This is a genomic window from Nocardia brasiliensis IFM 10847, assembly GCF_000710915.1.
Taxonomy (GTDB): domain Bacteria; phylum Actinomycetota; class Actinomycetes; order Mycobacteriales; family Mycobacteriaceae; genus Nocardia; species Nocardia brasiliensis_A.
Genome location: NZ_BAUA01000027.1, coordinates 1 through 16181, shown reverse-complemented (window position 1 = coordinate 16181; position 16181 = coordinate 1). Strand labels below are relative to the sequence as shown.

16 protein-coding genes and 1 pseudogene are annotated in these 16181 nt (G+C 67.3%); 15 read left to right on the top strand and 2 right to left on the bottom strand.

The window, feature by feature from the left end; all coding sequences use genetic code 11:
- The first annotated feature begins 6 nt into the window (after window positions 1-6).
- The 12 genes from NBRGI_RS05530 to NBRGI_RS05475 all read left to right on the top strand — a co-directional run bounded on the left by NBRGI_RS05530 (window position 7) and on the right by NBRGI_RS05475 (window position 8611).
- The gene (locus tag NBRGI_RS05530) at window positions 7-264 is read left to right on the top strand and encodes a hypothetical protein (protein WP_029893157.1); all 258 of its coding nucleotides are present in this window, start codon (window positions 7-9) and stop codon (window positions 262-264) included.
- 374 nt (window positions 265-638) lie between these two features.
- Window positions 639-2399 (top strand): hypothetical protein, encoded by a 1761-nt coding sequence (locus NBRGI_RS47225; protein ID WP_029893156.1) that lies wholly within the window; start codon window positions 639-641, stop codon window positions 2397-2399.
- Entirely contained in the window at window positions 2396-3181 is a 786-nt protein-coding gene (locus tag NBRGI_RS05520; protein ID WP_029893155.1) for an ESX secretion-associated protein EspG, read from the top strand. Before NBRGI_RS47225 ends, NBRGI_RS05520 begins: the two co-directional genes overlap by 4 nt.
- Before the next feature lie 57 nt (window positions 3182-3238).
- Entirely contained in the window at window positions 3239-3595 is a 357-nt protein-coding gene (locus NBRGI_RS05515) for a hypothetical protein (protein WP_014981748.1), read from the top strand.
- A gap of 28 nt (window positions 3596-3623) precedes the next feature.
- The gene (locus NBRGI_RS05510) at window positions 3624-3923 is read left to right on the top strand and encodes a YbaB/EbfC family nucleoid-associated protein (protein WP_029893154.1); all 300 of its coding nucleotides are present in this window, start codon (window positions 3624-3626) and stop codon (window positions 3921-3923) included.
- A gap of 98 nt (window positions 3924-4021) precedes the next feature.
- Entirely contained in the window at window positions 4022-4339 is a 318-nt protein-coding gene (locus NBRGI_RS05505) for a type VII secretion target (RefSeq protein ID WP_029893153.1), read from the top strand.
- Window positions 4336-5727 carry a hypothetical protein gene (locus NBRGI_RS05500; RefSeq protein ID WP_051727520.1) on the top strand — a complete coding sequence of 464 codons (1392 nt, stop codon included), beginning with the start codon at window positions 4336-4338 and terminating at the stop codon, window positions 5725-5727. The genes NBRGI_RS05505 and NBRGI_RS05500 overlap by 4 nt, the downstream gene beginning before the upstream one ends.
- A gap of 14 nt (window positions 5728-5741) precedes the next feature.
- On the top strand, window positions 5742-6077 hold the full coding sequence (locus tag NBRGI_RS05495; RefSeq protein WP_014981752.1) for a PE domain-containing protein: 336 nt from the start codon (window positions 5742-5744) through the stop codon (window positions 6075-6077).
- A 31-nt stretch (window positions 6078-6108) separates the two neighbouring features.
- A complete protein-coding gene (locus NBRGI_RS05490; RefSeq protein WP_029893151.1) occupies window positions 6109-7095 on the top strand; it encodes a PPE domain-containing protein in 987 nt (328 codons plus the stop codon).
- Complete coding sequence (locus NBRGI_RS05485; RefSeq protein ID WP_029893150.1) at window positions 7092-7883, top strand: ESX secretion-associated protein EspG; 792 nt, start codon at window positions 7092-7094, stop codon at window positions 7881-7883. The genes NBRGI_RS05490 and NBRGI_RS05485 overlap by 4 nt, the downstream gene beginning before the upstream one ends.
- An 89-nt stretch (window positions 7884-7972) precedes the next feature.
- Window positions 7973-8269 (top strand): WXG100 family type VII secretion target, encoded by a 297-nt coding sequence (locus tag NBRGI_RS05480; protein ID WP_029893149.1) that lies wholly within the window; start codon window positions 7973-7975, stop codon window positions 8267-8269.
- A gap of 48 nt (window positions 8270-8317) precedes the next feature.
- Entirely contained in the window at window positions 8318-8611 is a 294-nt protein-coding gene (locus tag NBRGI_RS05475; protein WP_029893148.1) for a WXG100 family type VII secretion target, read from the top strand.
- A gap of 124 nt (window positions 8612-8735) precedes the next feature.
- On the opposite strand, the gene eccE is transcribed toward NBRGI_RS05475, so the two are convergent.
- The gene (gene eccE, locus NBRGI_RS05470) at window positions 8736-10529 is read right to left on the bottom strand and encodes a type VII secretion protein EccE (RefSeq protein WP_235210863.1); all 1794 of its coding nucleotides are present in this window, start codon (window positions 10527-10529) and stop codon (window positions 8736-8738) included.
- Between the two features lie 125 nt (window positions 10530-10654).
- Here eccE and eccB point away from each other — a divergent pair, with 125 nt between their 5' ends.
- Window positions 10655-12169: a type VII secretion protein EccB gene (eccB, locus tag NBRGI_RS05465; protein WP_029893146.1), complete on the top strand. Its 1515-nt coding sequence runs from the start codon at window positions 10655-10657 to the stop codon at window positions 12167-12169.
- Window positions 12170-12183: 14 nt separating this feature from the next.
- On the opposite strand, the gene eccA is transcribed toward eccB, so the two are convergent.
- The gene (gene eccA / locus NBRGI_RS05460) at window positions 12184-14019 is read right to left on the bottom strand and encodes a type VII secretion AAA-ATPase EccA (RefSeq protein WP_029893145.1); all 1836 of its coding nucleotides are present in this window, start codon (window positions 14017-14019) and stop codon (window positions 12184-12186) included.
- Window positions 14020-14320: 301 nt separating this feature from the next.
- Here eccA and eccD point away from each other — a divergent pair, with 301 nt between their 5' ends.
- Complete coding sequence (gene eccD / locus NBRGI_RS05455) at window positions 14321-15751, top strand: type VII secretion integral membrane protein EccD (RefSeq protein ID WP_051727519.1); 1431 nt, start codon at window positions 14321-14323, stop codon at window positions 15749-15751.
- Between the two features lie 48 nt (window positions 15752-15799).
- A pseudogene (locus NBRGI_RS05450) lies at window positions 15800-16181 on the top strand (type VII secretion-associated serine protease mycosin); the annotation flags it as partial.

The following is a 16181-nucleotide window of genomic DNA, read 5'->3' as shown; positions in this document are numbered from 1 at the left end:
GGAATCATGCTCTCGGATCACCCGAGCGAGGACGAACTGCGCCTGTTCTTCGACGAGGCGCTGACCGCGGTCCGCACCGGTGCCGGTGTGCCCACCGACAACGGCCTGGACTTGCGCACCGCGAACGTCCTGTGGGAGATCGCCGAGGCCTACCCGAACATCCCCGGCCACCTGATCGCCGCCGCCGAAGCCGCTTTCGCCGGCCAGTTGGACGGCTCCAACGCCGCCGCCCGCCAAGCCGCCATCAACCGCGCATTCGAGTAGTGCGCGAGCCACACCCCAGCGACGGTAGGGTGACCAGCGAGTTGCTGCACGACGACGCTTTCGGGAGGCGTACCTGCGTTATTTCTGATGGTGGGCAAGATGCCTCGGACACGATGTGCATGTGCCACCAAGATTCGGGTCTGTACGTGCGAGGCAAGCACTAGTACCCATAGGATTGGGACGCTGTAGTAACTGGCTGCGAGGCCGACGTGCGCACACAGCGTCAGCATCGCAGCTGCGAGGAGGGCCAGTAGCGGATGAGGGATCCAGCGCATGCGTGTCGTTCGATGCCGAGGACAGGTAGGGAGCTTGCTGCTGCCGGGCAGTATCGCCGTGCCCGTACTCGGAACTTCGAGCTGCTAGGAGCATGATCGATGGGTGAGCCGAAGGACGACTGGAAGGGCTTCAAGAGGCCCGGTGCGCTCAAACTGGATCATGACGTCGCGACCAAGGCGGCGACTTATTGCGCGGACATGCTCGACATCATCGACCTGGTGGTAGGTCGAGCGGATGAACTTTCGGATCAGAAACTGCCGACGTCTTATCAGCTTTTCGGTCACCTGGGCTCGGGCCAGGAGATGACGCGGGAAGTCTACAAAATCGGCACGAAGTTTCGTGAAGAGGTCATCGACGCGCACAAGAAGATTTTGACTGATATGGCTCAGTCATTTCTTATTGCGGGTAACAAATATAAGAACGCGGACACGGATTCGAAGGCTGAGCTCACCAGGTTGCAGAACAGCCGGCACCCCGCTGAAGGCATCGAGCACGCCGAGCAACACTACAACGGGGAAGTTGCCGATCCGGATCATTGGTACGACAACAAGCTTCCTGCGGCGAAGGACAAGTACGAGAAGTCCAAGCGGGACGACAAGGGTAACTGGCAGATCGGCAAGTACGAAGGTCTGCCTTCCGGGCTGAAGGTCACGGACAAGGGTGCCGCAATCGACGCCGAGCCCGCTTCGACTCTCGGGTTCGAGGACTTGCACAAGCTGCACACGACATTGCGGGGCATCGACTACGTTCAGGACCTGGCTTCGGACTGGCATCGAATGGCGGTACAGCTGGATCGAGGATTCTCCGACTTCAAGAGGGACATCTCGAACCTCGTGGATTCGGAGCAGTGGACCGGTTACGGTGCCAACAGCGCAAAGAAAGCTGTCGGAATATATACCGGTACAGGGTCGGCTCTGGTCCAGGCCATGTACACCATGAGCAGTAATCTGATGGATGCGTACAACTGGGGAAAGACCACTCAGGTGAATATGCCTGAGTCCCCTGCCAATACGCTGTCGAAGGAAAATCAGAATATCGAGCTCGGACTGGCCCGGGATACCTTCAAGGCCTGGTACGAGCCGGGTATGGAGACCACGTCTACCGCCTTCCCGGCCTTGCCCCTTCCCGAAGGTCCCAAGCAGCAGACCCACGAGCCGGGGCCGCCCGGCCCACCCGGACCGCCCGGCCCTCCCGGCACCGCTAACCCGGGGTTGAACCAAAAGCAGCAGCAAGACCAGCAGCGGCGCTTGCAGGAGCAGGCTGAACAGCAGCGCAAGGCGCTGGAAGAGCAGATGGCGCGTGCGCGTCAGGAGCAGCAGCAGCGTGCCCAGGAGCAGCAGCGCCAAGAGCAACAGCGGGCCGCGCAGCAGGCTGCTCAGCAAGCGGCGCAACAGGCTTCGCAGATAGCCCAGCAGGTCGCGCAGGCGGGCCAGCAGTTGGGGCAACAGCTGGCCAGTGCGGCACAGCAGGCCGCGCAGCAGGCGAGCCTGGCGGGCATTCCCGGTCTCCCCAGCCTCAAGGACCTGGAGGAGCAGGCGAAGAAGGCGATGGGCACCGCGGGCAAGGGTGCTGGAGGAGCGGGCGGCCCTGGCGGCGCGCCGAAGGGCCTCGCGACGAATCAGAGCCTGGACAAGGCCTCGAAATTGTTCCCGCGCGCCGAGGCGACGACCACCGGTACCGCCGCGGCGACCCGTGCGGGTCTTGCCGCCAGTGGCATGGGCATGGGCCCCGGCCCCGGCCCCGGCGCCGCCGGCCAGCAGAAGGAGCACAAGCGAGCCGACTACCTCGATTCCACCGAGCACTTGGAAGACGCGATCGGTGACGCGCCCGTAGTGGTCAAACCTGTTGTAGAGCAATGAACCGCACCTGGACACTCACCGATCTCGAACTCTTCGCCGTCTGGGAACGGGCGACGACGACATGGTTGCCATGGCCATTGGTTTGTACGACACGGGCGCGTACTCGTAGTGAACTCGACTACGAGATGCGGCGGGCCGTCGCACATGTGGAGGCTACGTACCCGGAGTTCATGGGCGAGGTATTGGAGACGTTGTGCTCGCCGGAGATCTCGATCGCGGTCAACGGATATGACGGTCGCGATGAAAACAAAGTGGAAACACTTGTGCGGGTATTGGCCGTTCGTCGTGCCGATACCGGATACATCGTGACACAGAAACCCGGGGAGACATATTGGCACAGTGGTGGATACACCATTGTCGAATGTGACGCGGTGCGATTGGCGGACAAGGTGGTAGCGGCACTTCCCGACGTGCCGGCGGGCCGCGAGGCCGACTTCCTTCTTCCCGCGGAGGATCACGCGGAGGAACTGGACTATTCATTCGCCAGTTCTGTTGTGCGGGATTCGTTTTCGGATCCTGTGCAGCGCCGGTCAGAGAAGTTTCTGGCCGCGCCGATCGAGTATCGCGGCACCGTCGATGTCAGGCAGGGGCGTTCGCGATTCGGCCCTCGTGGTGTCACCCGCCACCAACTCCAGTGGCGCGACATCGAAGACGACGGTCGTTATGTGATCACCGAGGAATCCCCGCCGGTGGCGGTGGCGGCCGACGGTAAGCGGTTCGTGCAGATGATCAACAGCCGGGTCGCCGAGGTGGTTCGGGTCATCAAAGACGAACGAGCATAAAGGGGGTTGACGTGCGTGAGACGCTGTTATTGATCCCATGTCTGGAGAGGGGCGGATATGACGGCACCTAAAGATGAAACGGGGCAGGAGTTTCCGACGGAATTCGTCGTGACCTCGCTGACCGGGTCGCTCGCCGTGCGCACCACCGAACAGGGCCTTCCGCTGGGGATCAAGCTCGACCAAGATCAATTGCGGCGCGCGCCGGAAGCCTTGGCGGCGGAGATATTGCGATTGTGCAAACAGTCGGCGAATCGAGCCGGCCTGGCTCGGCGGAACCAGCTGAAGGAAGCGGGTTTCACGTCCGAGATGTTGGCGATGACCGGTCTGCCCACCGAGCAGGAAGTCGCGCGGCAGGAGATCATCGAAGAGCAGGAATACGAGACCGAGCCACAGAGCTGGCTTCGATCGGTCTGAGCGGGGAGAGAGGATTCGGGAGGACCTCATGGTCGACACGATGGACGAGCTGATCGCTCGGGTGCAGCAGCAGATGTACCGGCTGCGTGATCTCAACGACGCGACCGCCGCGATCCTGGTCACCGAAACCTCGCCCGACGGCGCGGTCACGGCGTCGGTGGACGGCAACGGCGCGCTGGTCGGGCTGGAACTGTCCGGCGCGATCGCCAAACTCACGCCCGCGGATTTCGAGAAGACACTGGTCGACACCGCGCAGGCGGCGGCTTATCGGGCCTTCGCCGAGCGGGCCGGGCTGGTTACCGCTTACAACGAGGAAAGCGCGAGGTGAGCGCACCGGATGAGCCCGCAGTTATCAGCGAATTACGTTCCGATAGGTAAGGTTTTGCACGAAACATCGAGGGGTGTTTCGGGATTGGACGCACAGTCATGAATCACATTGAAGTTGTTCCGGATGCGGTTCGGGCCTATGGCTCCGCCTCGGCCGCCATGGCGGCCGGCGTCGCGACGGCGGGTGCGGTCGACCAAGCCGCCACCATCGCGACTGTGGTGCCGGTGTTCGGCCTGATCGGTCAGGAATTCCTCGCCGCGTTCGCGTTCGCGCAGGCGAATCATCTGTCCTCGGTGGCCGAGCTCGCCGCGGTGCACGCGGGTACGGCGCTGACCGCGCATCAGGCCGCGAGCACGTACGAGGTCACCGACAGTGCGTCCGGTGCGGCCATCGGATCGGTCAGCTCGAAGTCATGACCAATCCCGGGGCCATCCCACCGCCGGGGGCGGAGCCACTGGATCCCACCGTGCTGGATCTGTTGCGCGGCAGTGTTCTTGCCCCGATGCTCGACCAGCCGGTGAACGACATCCTGCACAACTTGGGCTTGCCGAACCTGCCCGAGATGCCCTCGCACATCCAGATGCCGGAGATGCCGCCGCTGCCGCCGCTCGATCTGACGGCGCTGATGCGGCCGTTGACCGATCTGGCGTCGGCGTTCGGCAGCGGTCAGCTGCCCGCTGCCGCGCCCGCCCCGGCTCCGGCCAACGCGGACGGTACGCAGAACGCGGCCGCACCGGCGCCCGCGCCCGACCCGACCCAGTTGCTGTCCGGCATCTCCACGGTGATGCAGACGGTGATGCAGGTCGGCACCTCGGCGATCCAGACGGCGATGTCGGTTTGGCAGGGCCTGGCGGCGATGGAGGCGGCGAAGAAAGCCGGTGAGGCGCAAGCGGATGCGGGCAAGCTGCAGGCGCAGAGCACCGAGGAGAAGCTCGTCCTCGGCGAGGCGGCGGGCAGCGTCTTCACCGGCGCGGGCCTGATGTCCGCGGTGGTGGCGAAGTTCTCCGCGACCCTTGCGCTGGCACCCCTGTACGCGGCCACGCCTGCGGGACAGGTGTTCCTGGCGGCGTCGGCGGTCGAGGCGATGGCCGAGGCGCTCGGCATCACCGTCAAGACCAAGGGCGAACTGCTCGGGCACAGCGGCACCATGACCAAGGCGGGCACGAAGGTCCCGATCACCAACGCGCCCAAGGGCGTTGCGGGTGCGGGCGGCGCCGACCAGCTGAGTCAGCTGATGAGTTTGGTGACGCCGCTGATCAGCACCGCGAGCACGGCGGCCCAGTCGCTCGGCCAGCTCGCACAGGCGAGTTCGTCGCTCAGCGCGCCGAAATCGCCCATCGATTCGAAAGCCCATGTGGCCAGCGAGCTTTCCGACGAGGAGAAGGCCAAGGCGGAGGCTGCGCGCGGGGCCGGCCCGGGCGTGGGCGCGTACGGCCCCGGTCCCGGCGCGGCGGCCGCTCCTGCGCAGCCGTTGAATCCGTGGCAGGGCACCAGGGTCGCGAGCGGTTCGGTGGGCGCGCTCACCGGGCTGGGCAGTGTCGGCGCGAGTCCGGCTGCGGCTGCGGCGATGTCGGGCTCGACCGGTGCCGGTACCGGCATGATGCCGATGGGCGGCGCCGGGGCGATGGGCGCCGCGGGCATGGCCAGGGACGGCGAATCGTCTACCGACGCATTGCGCGGTCAGATGGTGACCAGCCAGCACGGCGACGAAGTGGTCGGCCGGATCGAGGGGGTCTCGCTGCCGGTGGTCGGCGCGGCCGACACCACGTCGGAACCGCCACCGGATAAAGAACTCACACTCTGACTTGAGGAGGACTCATGAGTGGTGAAGACGCGTTCGCGAGCGTTCAATTCGACGCTGTCGCGGCGGGGAAGGCATCGAACGGACTCGATGTACTGGCCGACCGGCTGACCGCGGATCTGCAGGCGGCGGAGGAAGCCTTGCGGATTCAGCCCGCGGGTGCCGACGAAGTCTCCGGACGGGCGGCGCAGACCGGGAACGAGGTCGCCACCTCGTATCTGGCGAGCGCGCAGGCCAGCGTGCACGAGATGCGCAAGCTGGCGGCCACGTTGCGGATGCACACGAACGAGTTCGCGCAGATCGAGACCGACAGCGTCGCGGACTTCGACGCCGCGGGCGGCCGGGCCGTCTGAGGCACGGTCCATGGAAGGGCACAGCGCAGCAATGATCGAACCACCGAAGCCAGGGTTCACCGGCGTGGTGTGGGAAGCGCGGCCGCCGGAGCGGCTCGCGCAGGACCTCACCATGGGGCCGGGTTCCTTGCCGATGGCCGAGGCAGCCGCCGAATGGGCGCGGCTCGCCACGGTTTTCGGCGCGGCGGTGCTCGAATACGAGCAGGTTCTTGCTTCGCTGCGCGGTGCCTGGCAGTCCGGGCGCAGCGGCGAGGTCATGGAGAAGGTGTCCACGCTGCGGCAGTGGCTGGTCGACGCGGCGGCGACGGCCAGCTCGAATGCCGCGCGCCTGCAGGCGCAGGTCACCGCGTACGAGGTGGCCAGGCTGGCCATGCCGAACACCGCGGAGATCGAGAAGATCAAGCAGGTGCAGCAGGCGGTGGAGAGCGTGGGCGCGATGCTCGGCGCACCGATCCGGGCCGTCGCCGCGGACACCGACGCGGACGCGGATGTGGCGAAAGCCGTTGCGTCGCGGGTGATGCGCAGCTACGAATCGGCGGCCGAGCCGCTGGCGACGCCGTGGCAGCATCAGGAACCGCCGAAGATCGCGCCCGAGCAGGCGTTGGTCGCGGAGCAGTCCGCGGCGGCCGCCGCGGCCGCGGCACCGAAGGCGATGCCGGGTTTCCCCGGTGTGCCGGTGGGTTCGATCGGCATTCCCGCGCTGCCGCCGCGTGCGCTGTCCGCCTATCGGGCTCCGGTGTTCTCGCAATCGACCACCGCGGCCGAGCCGGTGGCGCGCAGCACGCAGGTCGGCACCACGGCCGCGACCGGACAGTCCGCGCCGATCGCCCCCGGCGCGATGGGCGCCGCGGGCGGAGCCCAGGATTCGGCTCGGTTCCCGCGCGCCAGCCTGGCGGGCGAGGCCGATCAGATCGGGTTGGAAGGCGAAATCCAAGCTGCCCCAGCCGTGCTCGGCGGCACCGAGGCAGTGGCCAAGGCGCCCACCGAGACCCGGACCGAAACCGGCGGTGCGCCGTGACCGTGCTGACCAACGACGCGTTGCTCGCGGTCGCGGACCGAGCCGGGGTGCAGACCCTGCCGCTGGCGCTGGCCGTAGGGCCGCAACAGGATTCGTTCGAGGAGTGGCAGCGCGCGCAGGAGTCGGCGGTGGCCACGCTGATCGACGACGGCCTGATCGACGCGCACGGCGAGGTGGATCCGGAGCTGGCCGACGTGCTGTTCACCCTGGCCCACCCGGAGCAGGAGCTGGCGGCCCGCATCTACACCGGAAACGGTTCGCGCCGAGTCTGTGTGGTGCGCCGCGCGCATATGCATGCCGTCGCGGTGCGCTCGGGCAACGACTTCGACGTGCGCCCGGTGTGGACCGACGGCTCAGCCGCCGACCTGGTGCGACCGGTGCTCGCGGCCATGGACGCGTGCCCGCCCGCCGAGATCCCCAATTTCAGCGTCCCCGCAGCGGAGCTGGCCGAACGGCTCGATGGAGCCGCGACATCCAGCGAGCTCACCGACGCTCTCTATGCCTTGGGTGCCACCGATCGCGACGCCACCACTTTGGGGCTGACCTTCGGTGCGACGCACGCCTACGCCGAGATCGTGGCGTGCGCCCATGAGGATGGTGTGACCACCAGGGCGCCCGGCGCCGTCGCCGTGTACGACACCGCTCGCGGGCGGATCGTCGCGGCGCCGATGGTTTCTCCGGACCAGCAGGTCTGGTCCACGGTCACACCGGGTACCGATCATCGGGTTGCGCAAGCAGTCGCCACGTTGATCGAGGGGTTACCCGGGGGGAGGTGGCTGCCTCAGTAGTTCTCGGGGTGCAACTTCGGTTGTCTCGTATTGCAACGAGATCGCTCGTATGGGACAGCGATCAACAAAAATGACGAAAGGTCAAAGAAATGTCTCTCACCTCTCTCGGTGGCTCGGGCAAGGCTGTTGGTGTCGAGGCCGGTGGCGTCGACAAGGTCGTCGGTGATCTGGAGACCGCGATCAACAACCTGCGGACTTCGGTCAAGGAAATCGATCAGGCCGCACAGGATGTGCTGAAGGGCTGGAAGGGCGATGCGTCCGACAAGTTCGTTCAGGTCGCCCGTGACTGGCACGACGAAGCCGAGGACCTGAACAAGCGGCTCGACCAGTTCTCGCAGGCCGTCGACGGCGGCAAGAAGACCCTGCAGGCCATGGACCAGGCCTGACGGTCTGTCCATCCCTTATCGGAACCCCATCGTTCTAAGGAATAAAGAATGACCATCCTTTACGATCCCGCAGCCATGAACGAGCTGTACAGCGACCTGCAGAACCACGGCGGCAAGATGAAGGGCGAGATCGACTCGCTCAACGACGCCGCCAAGGCGTTCCACGACAACCTGACCGGTGAGAACGCGTCGCAGGGCTTCGACGCGGCGCACAAGAACCTCACCACGAGTCTGGAGGACACCCTGCAGAAGCTGGATGCCCTCGGTGCTCAGGTCGAGAACGCGCTGCAGCGCGCGCTCGAGGCCGACGGCAAGGTCGGCGACGGTTTCGCCGCATTCTGAGATGACGGCTACCTGACGGCCGGCCGGAACCTGCGAGTTCCGGTCGGCCGTTTCGGTTTTCGGAGCGTCGAGCGCGAATACACCCGGCCCGCCCGGGCTTTCGCGCGGGCGGGCCCGGTGTGCTTCAGCGTGCGGCGAGCGATTCGCCGATGTAGTGCATCTCGTCCGGCGTCGTCACCATGAACACGGTCGCGCTCGCGGTGGCGGTGCGCACGGTGATCCGGTTGGGCGCGAGCGGATCCTGGAGCAGCGTGACGTCCGCGTCGATCGGCGCGGGCGGCTCGTCCGGCGTCCGTACGTGCACGATGGTGGCGCCGCCCGCGTGCGCGGTGGGCGCGATGCCGTCGAAGACCACCACGGTCGTGCTCGGATAGGGCGCGGCGGGCAGCGGTGGCGCGGCGGGCGCGTGATAGCTGGCGCCCGCGGAGCGCGGCGCGATCGAGATGACGTGCGGTGCATCGAGATTGGTCACCATCGTGTGCCAGGCGTCCGGCCGTGCGGTGTGCACGATGGCGTGCGCGCCGAGCGCGGTGGCGCGCAGGATCACCTGCTGGGCCAGGTCGAGATTGCCGACGACCTCCAGGTGCCGGGTGCCCTCGCCGACCAGCGGCACCGCGATGCCCTGGCCGAGTTCGTCGGCGCCGATCAACTGCCCACAGCCTGCCGTCGGCACCGCGATATCGGTGAGCGCGGCGATGGTGCCGCGGTAGCCGGTATCCGAGCCCCAGCGTCCGGTGGCGCCGATCGGCAAGGTGTCCAACAGGATTCGCATCTGATTGCCCGGCAGCTCGCGCAGGCCGGGCAGCGGCGGTTCGTCGGGCTCGAAGGTGGTGTCGAACCGGACGACGGCGTTGAGCACGACGGTGCCCAGGTGATCGGCCCGGGTGTCGTGCCGGTTCGCGCCGGGGCGCAGCCGCAGGGTCACCGTGGTGGACAGGCTCTGCACCGTCCAGATATCGGCGAGGCCGGCCGGGGCGATCATGTCCGCGCCGATCTGGTACTGGGTGAGGTACCGGCCTTGGTACTCCAGCGATCTCGGCGATTCGGTGAGCTGATCGACCTCGAAGCCGTGGGTGAGTTCCCGGACCGCGGTGTTCATTTCGGTGGCGGTGAGCACCGAGGTGGCGATGTCGTGCGCGGCCAGCCGGTTGGCCACCCGTCGGGTGGCGATCATCGCGGTGCGCAGCGCGCCCGTACCGCCGCCCCCGCGCTTGTCCACCGCCTCGGCGTTGGCCAGCGGGTCCAGCCGCAGCACCAGCCAGAGGGTGCGGTGCGCGATCGCGGGCAGCGGGCCGAGGATGCGGTCATAGAGGTGCGAGATGATGCCGGTGCCCGCCGTGCGCGCCCCCGTGCTCACGATGTCCACGCTGGCCAGCGTCAGGTCGAATTGGTCCAAGCAGCGGGCGATCTCGGTGAGCGGCAGCAGCTGGTCGGTGCTGAGCGAACCACGACGCAGCAGCGTCATCGTGTCCGGCGGCGGGTCGATGCGCAGCATGGTGAGCAGCAGTTCGCCGTCCCAGCGCACGCCGTAACCGCCGCCTTCACTGAACGGCACGTCGAAGGCGGGCGCCTGGGTGAGCTGGTCCGCGGGCCGCAGACCGCTGCGCCGGCGGGCCAGCGCGCCGCCGATCATGCCTGCCAGGGTGCGGCCGCGGATCGGGATCAAGCCGATCAGCGCGATTCCGACGCCGGTACCGACCGCGCCCCACAGGTTCTCGGTGGTGGCGAGCACGACCCAGGCCGCCACCGCGGCGAGCACCACCATGGGCACCACTACCCGCAAGGGATAGACACGGAAGAGCCAGAATTCGGGATCGCGCAGGGTGTCGTAGGTCGAGGTGCGGCCGGGCGCTGCCGCCGCACCGCCCTCCTGCTCGGTCGCCCCGTCGGGCCTGGTCTCGTTCACACTCGTCGTCACCGTGTAGTCCCTGTCTGCCACCCGTGCGGATACTCCGCCAGCCATGAATTCATCGGTTCAGGGCCGTCCTGGAATTACGGTACCGTGTCGATGAAGATGGTTCTCGACAGTTCGATGGAGACCTTGTGCCGGCACAGTTGACCACCCGAGCCCAGGTCAACGGGTATCGATTCCTGTTGCGCCGACTCGATCACGCGCTGGTGCGGCGTGATGTGCGGATGCTGCACGACCCTATGCGGTCCCAGGTGCGTTCGCTGTGGGTCGGTTTGGTGCTCGGCATCCTCATCATCGCCGGTGCGGCGATCCTGGGCTTCCTGCGTCCTCAGGGCGCGATCGGCGACAACCTGATCGTCTCGGGCAAGCAGAGCGGCGCACTATACGTCGTGGTGCAGGCCGAGGACGGCAGCAAGACGCTGCACCCGGTGCTCAACCTGGCCTCGGCCCGATTGATCACGGGCAGCAACGCCGAGCCGCACGGCGTCAAGGACAGCAAGCTCAACGACATGCCGCGCGGCCCGATGGTCGGCATCCCCGGCGCGCCGAGCGCGCTGCCCGGGTCGTCGCAGGGCTCGCGGTCGGCGTGGACGCTCTGCGAGACGATCGCACTGTCGCAGGGCGGTAGCGCGGCCTCGGCGACCGGTGGCACCACGACGATCATCGCGGGCAAACCGGAGCTCGGCGATCGGATCCGCACGGTCGGCGCGGACCAGGCGCTGCTGGTGAAGCGCAGCGACAAGACCTACCTGGTCTATGACGGCAAGCGGGCCGAGATCGACCCCAACAACTCGGTGCTGGTGCGCGCGCTGAACCTGACGGCGCACCGGGCCCGCCCGATCGGCACCGGAATGCTCGGTGCGACAACGGAAGTCCCCGCGATCACGGCGCCGCAGATCCCGCAGGCAGGGCAACCGGGACCGGGCCCGCTGTCGAAAGTTCCGGTGGGCGGCGTCATTTCGGTCAGTGACGTCGGAGACGGCAAACCCGGTCTGTACGTGGTGCTCGCGGAGGGCCTGCAGCCGGTGAGCCCGTTCACCGCGCAGGTGATCCGGTTCGCCGATTCGCACGGGATGAGCGATATCCCGACCATGCCGCCGGACGTGCTGGACCGGCTGCCGATCCTGCATTCGTTGCCGGTCAACGACTTTCCGGTGGAACCGCCGAAGATCCTGAATGCGGAGGACGCGCCCGTCACTTGCGTGGCGTGGACCAAGACGCCGGGCACGGCCCCGGCCAACCGCAAGGTGGATGCGGGCGACGGCCCGAACGAACGCGCGGCGATCACGCTGCTCGCCGGTGTCCGCGTGCCGATCGCCGAATCCGCCAAGACCGTCACGCTGGCTACCGCGGACGGGACCGGCGATCACGTGGACGCGGTGTACGTCCCGCCGGGCACCGGGGAATTCGTGCAGGTAACCGGGATGGGGCCGGGCAGCCCGCGCCGCGGCAGCCTGTTCTACGTCGCCGATAACGGTGTGCGCTACGGCATCCCCGATATGGCGACCGCGCAGGTGCTCGGCCTCGGGAATACGCCACGTCTCGCGCCGTGGCCGATCATCGGCCAGATGGTGCCGGGCGCGACATTGTCCCAGAAGGAAGCCCTCACCGCCCGCGACCAGCTCCCCCTGGAACCGCCGGAGTAACCCGGCGGCGGGGGTCAGTCGTTGAAGCCCTTGACGTTCAGCGACGCGATGATGCCCGACAGCGCGGTGTGCATATCCGGGGCCTCGATGCGCATCAGCATCGACTCGTCGATATTGGCCAGGTCCAGCGACTCGTCGTTGGCCAACCGGAACTCGCGTTCCTCCTCGGCGGCCTCGATGACGTTGCGGATGAACCGGCCGTTACCCGCCAGGTCGACGCCGCGGCGCGGCTGACCGCTCTGGTCGGTGCTCTGCAGCGAATAGAGCTTGGTGCAGGCGATCACGAGCAGTTCGAGGGCCTCGTCGGACAGCTCCGAATCGCGCTTGTTCGCGATGACCTTGCCGATCTCGCCGAGCTCTTCCGGAGTGTAGGACGGGAACTGCACGCGCTTGGAAAAGCGGGACGCCAGACCGTCATTGGCGGCCAGCAGGCGATCGATCTCGCCGTCGTACCCGGCGATGATCACGACCAGCCGGTCGCGGTCGTTCTCCATCCGGGCCAGCAGTGTGTCCACGGCTTCGCGGCCGAACGAGTCGCCGCCCTGCAGACCGGTCTGGATCAGCGTGTAGGCCTCGTCGATGAACAGCACGCCGTCCATCGCGCTGTCGATCAGCGCCTCCGTCTTGAGCGCGGTGCCGCCGAGGTTCTGGCTGACGAAGTCGACGCGCTTGGCCTCGACCACCTTGTCGGTCTTCAAAATGCCTACGCCGCAATAGATCTTGGCGACCACACGGGCGATCGTGGTCTTACCGGTACCGGGCGGGCCGGTGAAGGCCAGGTGCTGACCGCGGGCGCCGGCGGCCAGGCCCTTCTCCGCGCGGATCTTCGCCATCTGCGCGCTCGACTGCAGCTTGGCCACCTGGGTCTTCACCGAGGACAGGCCGATCTGGGAGTCCAGCTCCGCGCGGGCCTCGGCCAGGATCTTCTTGGCGCGGTCCTCGGTCTCGGCCTGCTCCAGCTGTTTCATCGACGGCGCCGAGTTCGGATCCCACTTGTCGGTGCGGGCGTCGATCGTCTCGCGGGAGGTGACGCTGATCCGGTAGGTGCGGTCGCGCATGGCGGCGGCGTTCGCGGCAAAATCCGGCGCCTGTGAATACACCTTCTCGAACAGGCCCTGCGCGATCTCCTCGTTGCCGGATTCGCGCAGGCACAGGCCGCGACAGAACATAGCGGTCGATCGGGCGGCCGGGATCGGTCCCGCCTCGGCCTGTTCCATCCGGCGGATCGCCTCACCGAACAGCCCGAGCTGGGCGCAGGCGGTGCCGACCATGACGTGCGCGCCCGCGGCGAGATACGGATCGTCCCACTCGGCCGAACCGGCCAGCACGGCCATCACATCGGGCCAGCGCTGGGTGTTGTAGTGCAGCACGCCGCGCACGTACGCGCAGATGCGGTTGTCGATCTCCCGGTCCGGATCGCTGAGCTGCGACTTGCGGTGCGCGTCGAGCTCGTCGAGCACGCGCTCGGCCTCGTCGTACTCCTGGTCCGCGATGAGTTGCGCGGCCCAGGCCAGCCAGATCTCGGTGTAGCTCGACAGCGGGTAGTCGATATAAAGGCCGGGCAGGAAGCGGCCGGCGAGCTCCCTGGACTGCAGGCCGAGCCTGCGCTGCTCCCGGTACAGCGTGCTGGTGCTGGTCCGGTGCATGTTGAACAAGACGTCCTTGGTGAGCTCACCCGCGGCCGCGCGACCGAGCCAGGCGTCGCACATGGTGGGGTCCCACTCGGTGGCCCGCTGAAAAGCGAGCTTCGCGTATTCGAGATCGCGCGCGGATTCCTGTCCTTCGATGGACAGTCCGAGTGACAGAATTCCGGCGTCGAAGGCTCGTTGTGCTTGGCGATTGCCGGTCATGGCTGTCTGACCCCGAAGTCTTCGTTCGTAGTGATGGGATGAGTTCTTGTGGACTCCAGACTACCGATCGCGCAGTGCCTGGTCTGTCCGTTACATTAGGTTCAGCTGCCGGGAGGTTGCAACGCAAGTGTTGTCTAGGTGAGAGTCTTAGGGTGTCGAAGTCGTTCACTCAGAAGACGTTCCACCCAGCACAGATTCACGCAGTGCAGCTGGGGCGTGAACCATCGCCAGTGGAGAGGCTGGGGGTCCGGGGTCGTTGATCGAAACACCAACCAGTGGCGCACGCGCTACTGAGCCAGAATTGAGTCGGGTATCCGTTATCGGCGGTAATACTCAGCTCGACGTCGGGCTGCCCGCGACCGTGCCGATCGCCGGCTTCATCGGCGATCTGGTGGCCCTGATCGAATCCCGTAATCCGGAGCAGATAGACGCCGAGGACGATTCGGTGCCGCTGCAGGCCCAGCACTGGACGTTGGCGCGGGTCGGTCAGGAGGCCTTCGCCCCGAGCCGCACGCTCAACGACGCGGACGTGCACGACGGTGAACTGCTGGTGCTGCGCTCGGTCACCTCGAAGGAAGCCCCCGCGCTCTTCGACGACGTGATCGACGCGGTCTCCCGGCTGACCGCGGAGGAGTTCCGCAGCTGGACCGGCAGCTCGGCACGGTGGACCGGCCTGGTCACCTCGGTGCTGACGGTGCTCACCGTCCTGCTGATGCTGGCGAACGCGCGCGGGCACGGCGATCCGCTCGCACCCGCGTTCATCCTGACCGCCGCGGGCATCGGCGCCTTCGTCGCGGCCGGCTTCGCCGCCCGCAAGTATCTCGACACGATCACCGCCACCTGGCTGTCGTTGGACGGCCTGTTACTGGTGTTCGGTGGCGGCGCGCTGTTCGTGCCGGGTGCGCTGGGGAGTGCGCATCTGCTGCTCGGCTGTTCGCTGACCCTGGTGGCCGCGGTGCTCGGATACCGGGTCATCGGGACGGGTGCCACCTTGTTCTCCGCCGCGGCCGCGGTCAGCGTGATCGCGGGCGGTTCGGCGGCGGTGTATATGGTCTGGCATCCCGGTCTGCCGAAGCTGTCGGCCGGCCTGGTGGTGGTGGGCATCGCGCTGCTGTCGATGGTGCCGCGGCTGGCCGCGGGCCTGGCCCGGCTGCCGATCCCGCCGGTGCCCACCGCGGGCGCGGCGATCGACCCGGCCGATCACGAACCGCGCCCGACCATCGAGGGCATCGGCGCGATCGGCGCCACCGCGCTGCCGTCGGCGGCCGGCCTCGGCGAGCGGGCCCGCGCGGCCAACCAGTACCAGTCCGGCCTGATCATCGCGTGCACGCTGAGCGCGGTGATCGGCGCGTTCGGTGCGGCCGACCCGCTGGGCTCGGCGCGTTGGCAGGGTGTCACCCTCGCCGTCGTCACCGCGATCATCCTGTGCCTGCGCGGCCGGTCCTTCGCCGATCTCACGCAGGCCGCGACCCTGATCGCGGGTGGCTGCCTGACCTTCGTCGCGCTGATCGTCGGCGCTGCCGTCGGCGACACGGACCTGGAACTGCTCGTGGTCGGTCTGCTGGTCGTGTTCGCGGCCGGCACGGTCGGCTTCGGCGTGATCGGACCGCATATCGAAGTCACGCCGGTGACCAGGCGGATGATCGAGATCTTCGAGTACATGCTGATCATCTCGTTGATCCCGCTGGTGTTGTGGATCATGAACGTCTACTCGATGGCCAGAAACATATGAGCGCAGGGAGACATGAGACCTAGCGCCTTCCGCCGCAGCCTGCTGCGGATGGCCAGTGTCGCCGCAGTGATCGGCGTGGTGAGCCTGCCCACGCCGCCCGCTTTCGCGATCTCACCACCCGCCATCGATCCGGGTGCGCTCGGTATCGCGCAGGCCCTCAGCGGCCGTCCCGCCCCGCTGGAACCCACCGAGCAGCGGGATCTTTGCGCCGAACCCGCGCTCACCGGCGCCCCGCCCAACGAGCCGCCGATCTCGCAGCGAGTGCTCGAACTGCCCGCCGCCTGGCAGTTCAGCCGGGGCGCGGGACAGAAGGTCGCGGTGATCGATACCGGTGTGAACCGACATCCTCGGCTACCCGCCCTGCAGCCCGGCGGCGACTACGTCTCCGATACCGACGGCACCGTCGACTGCGACGGACACGGCACGCTGG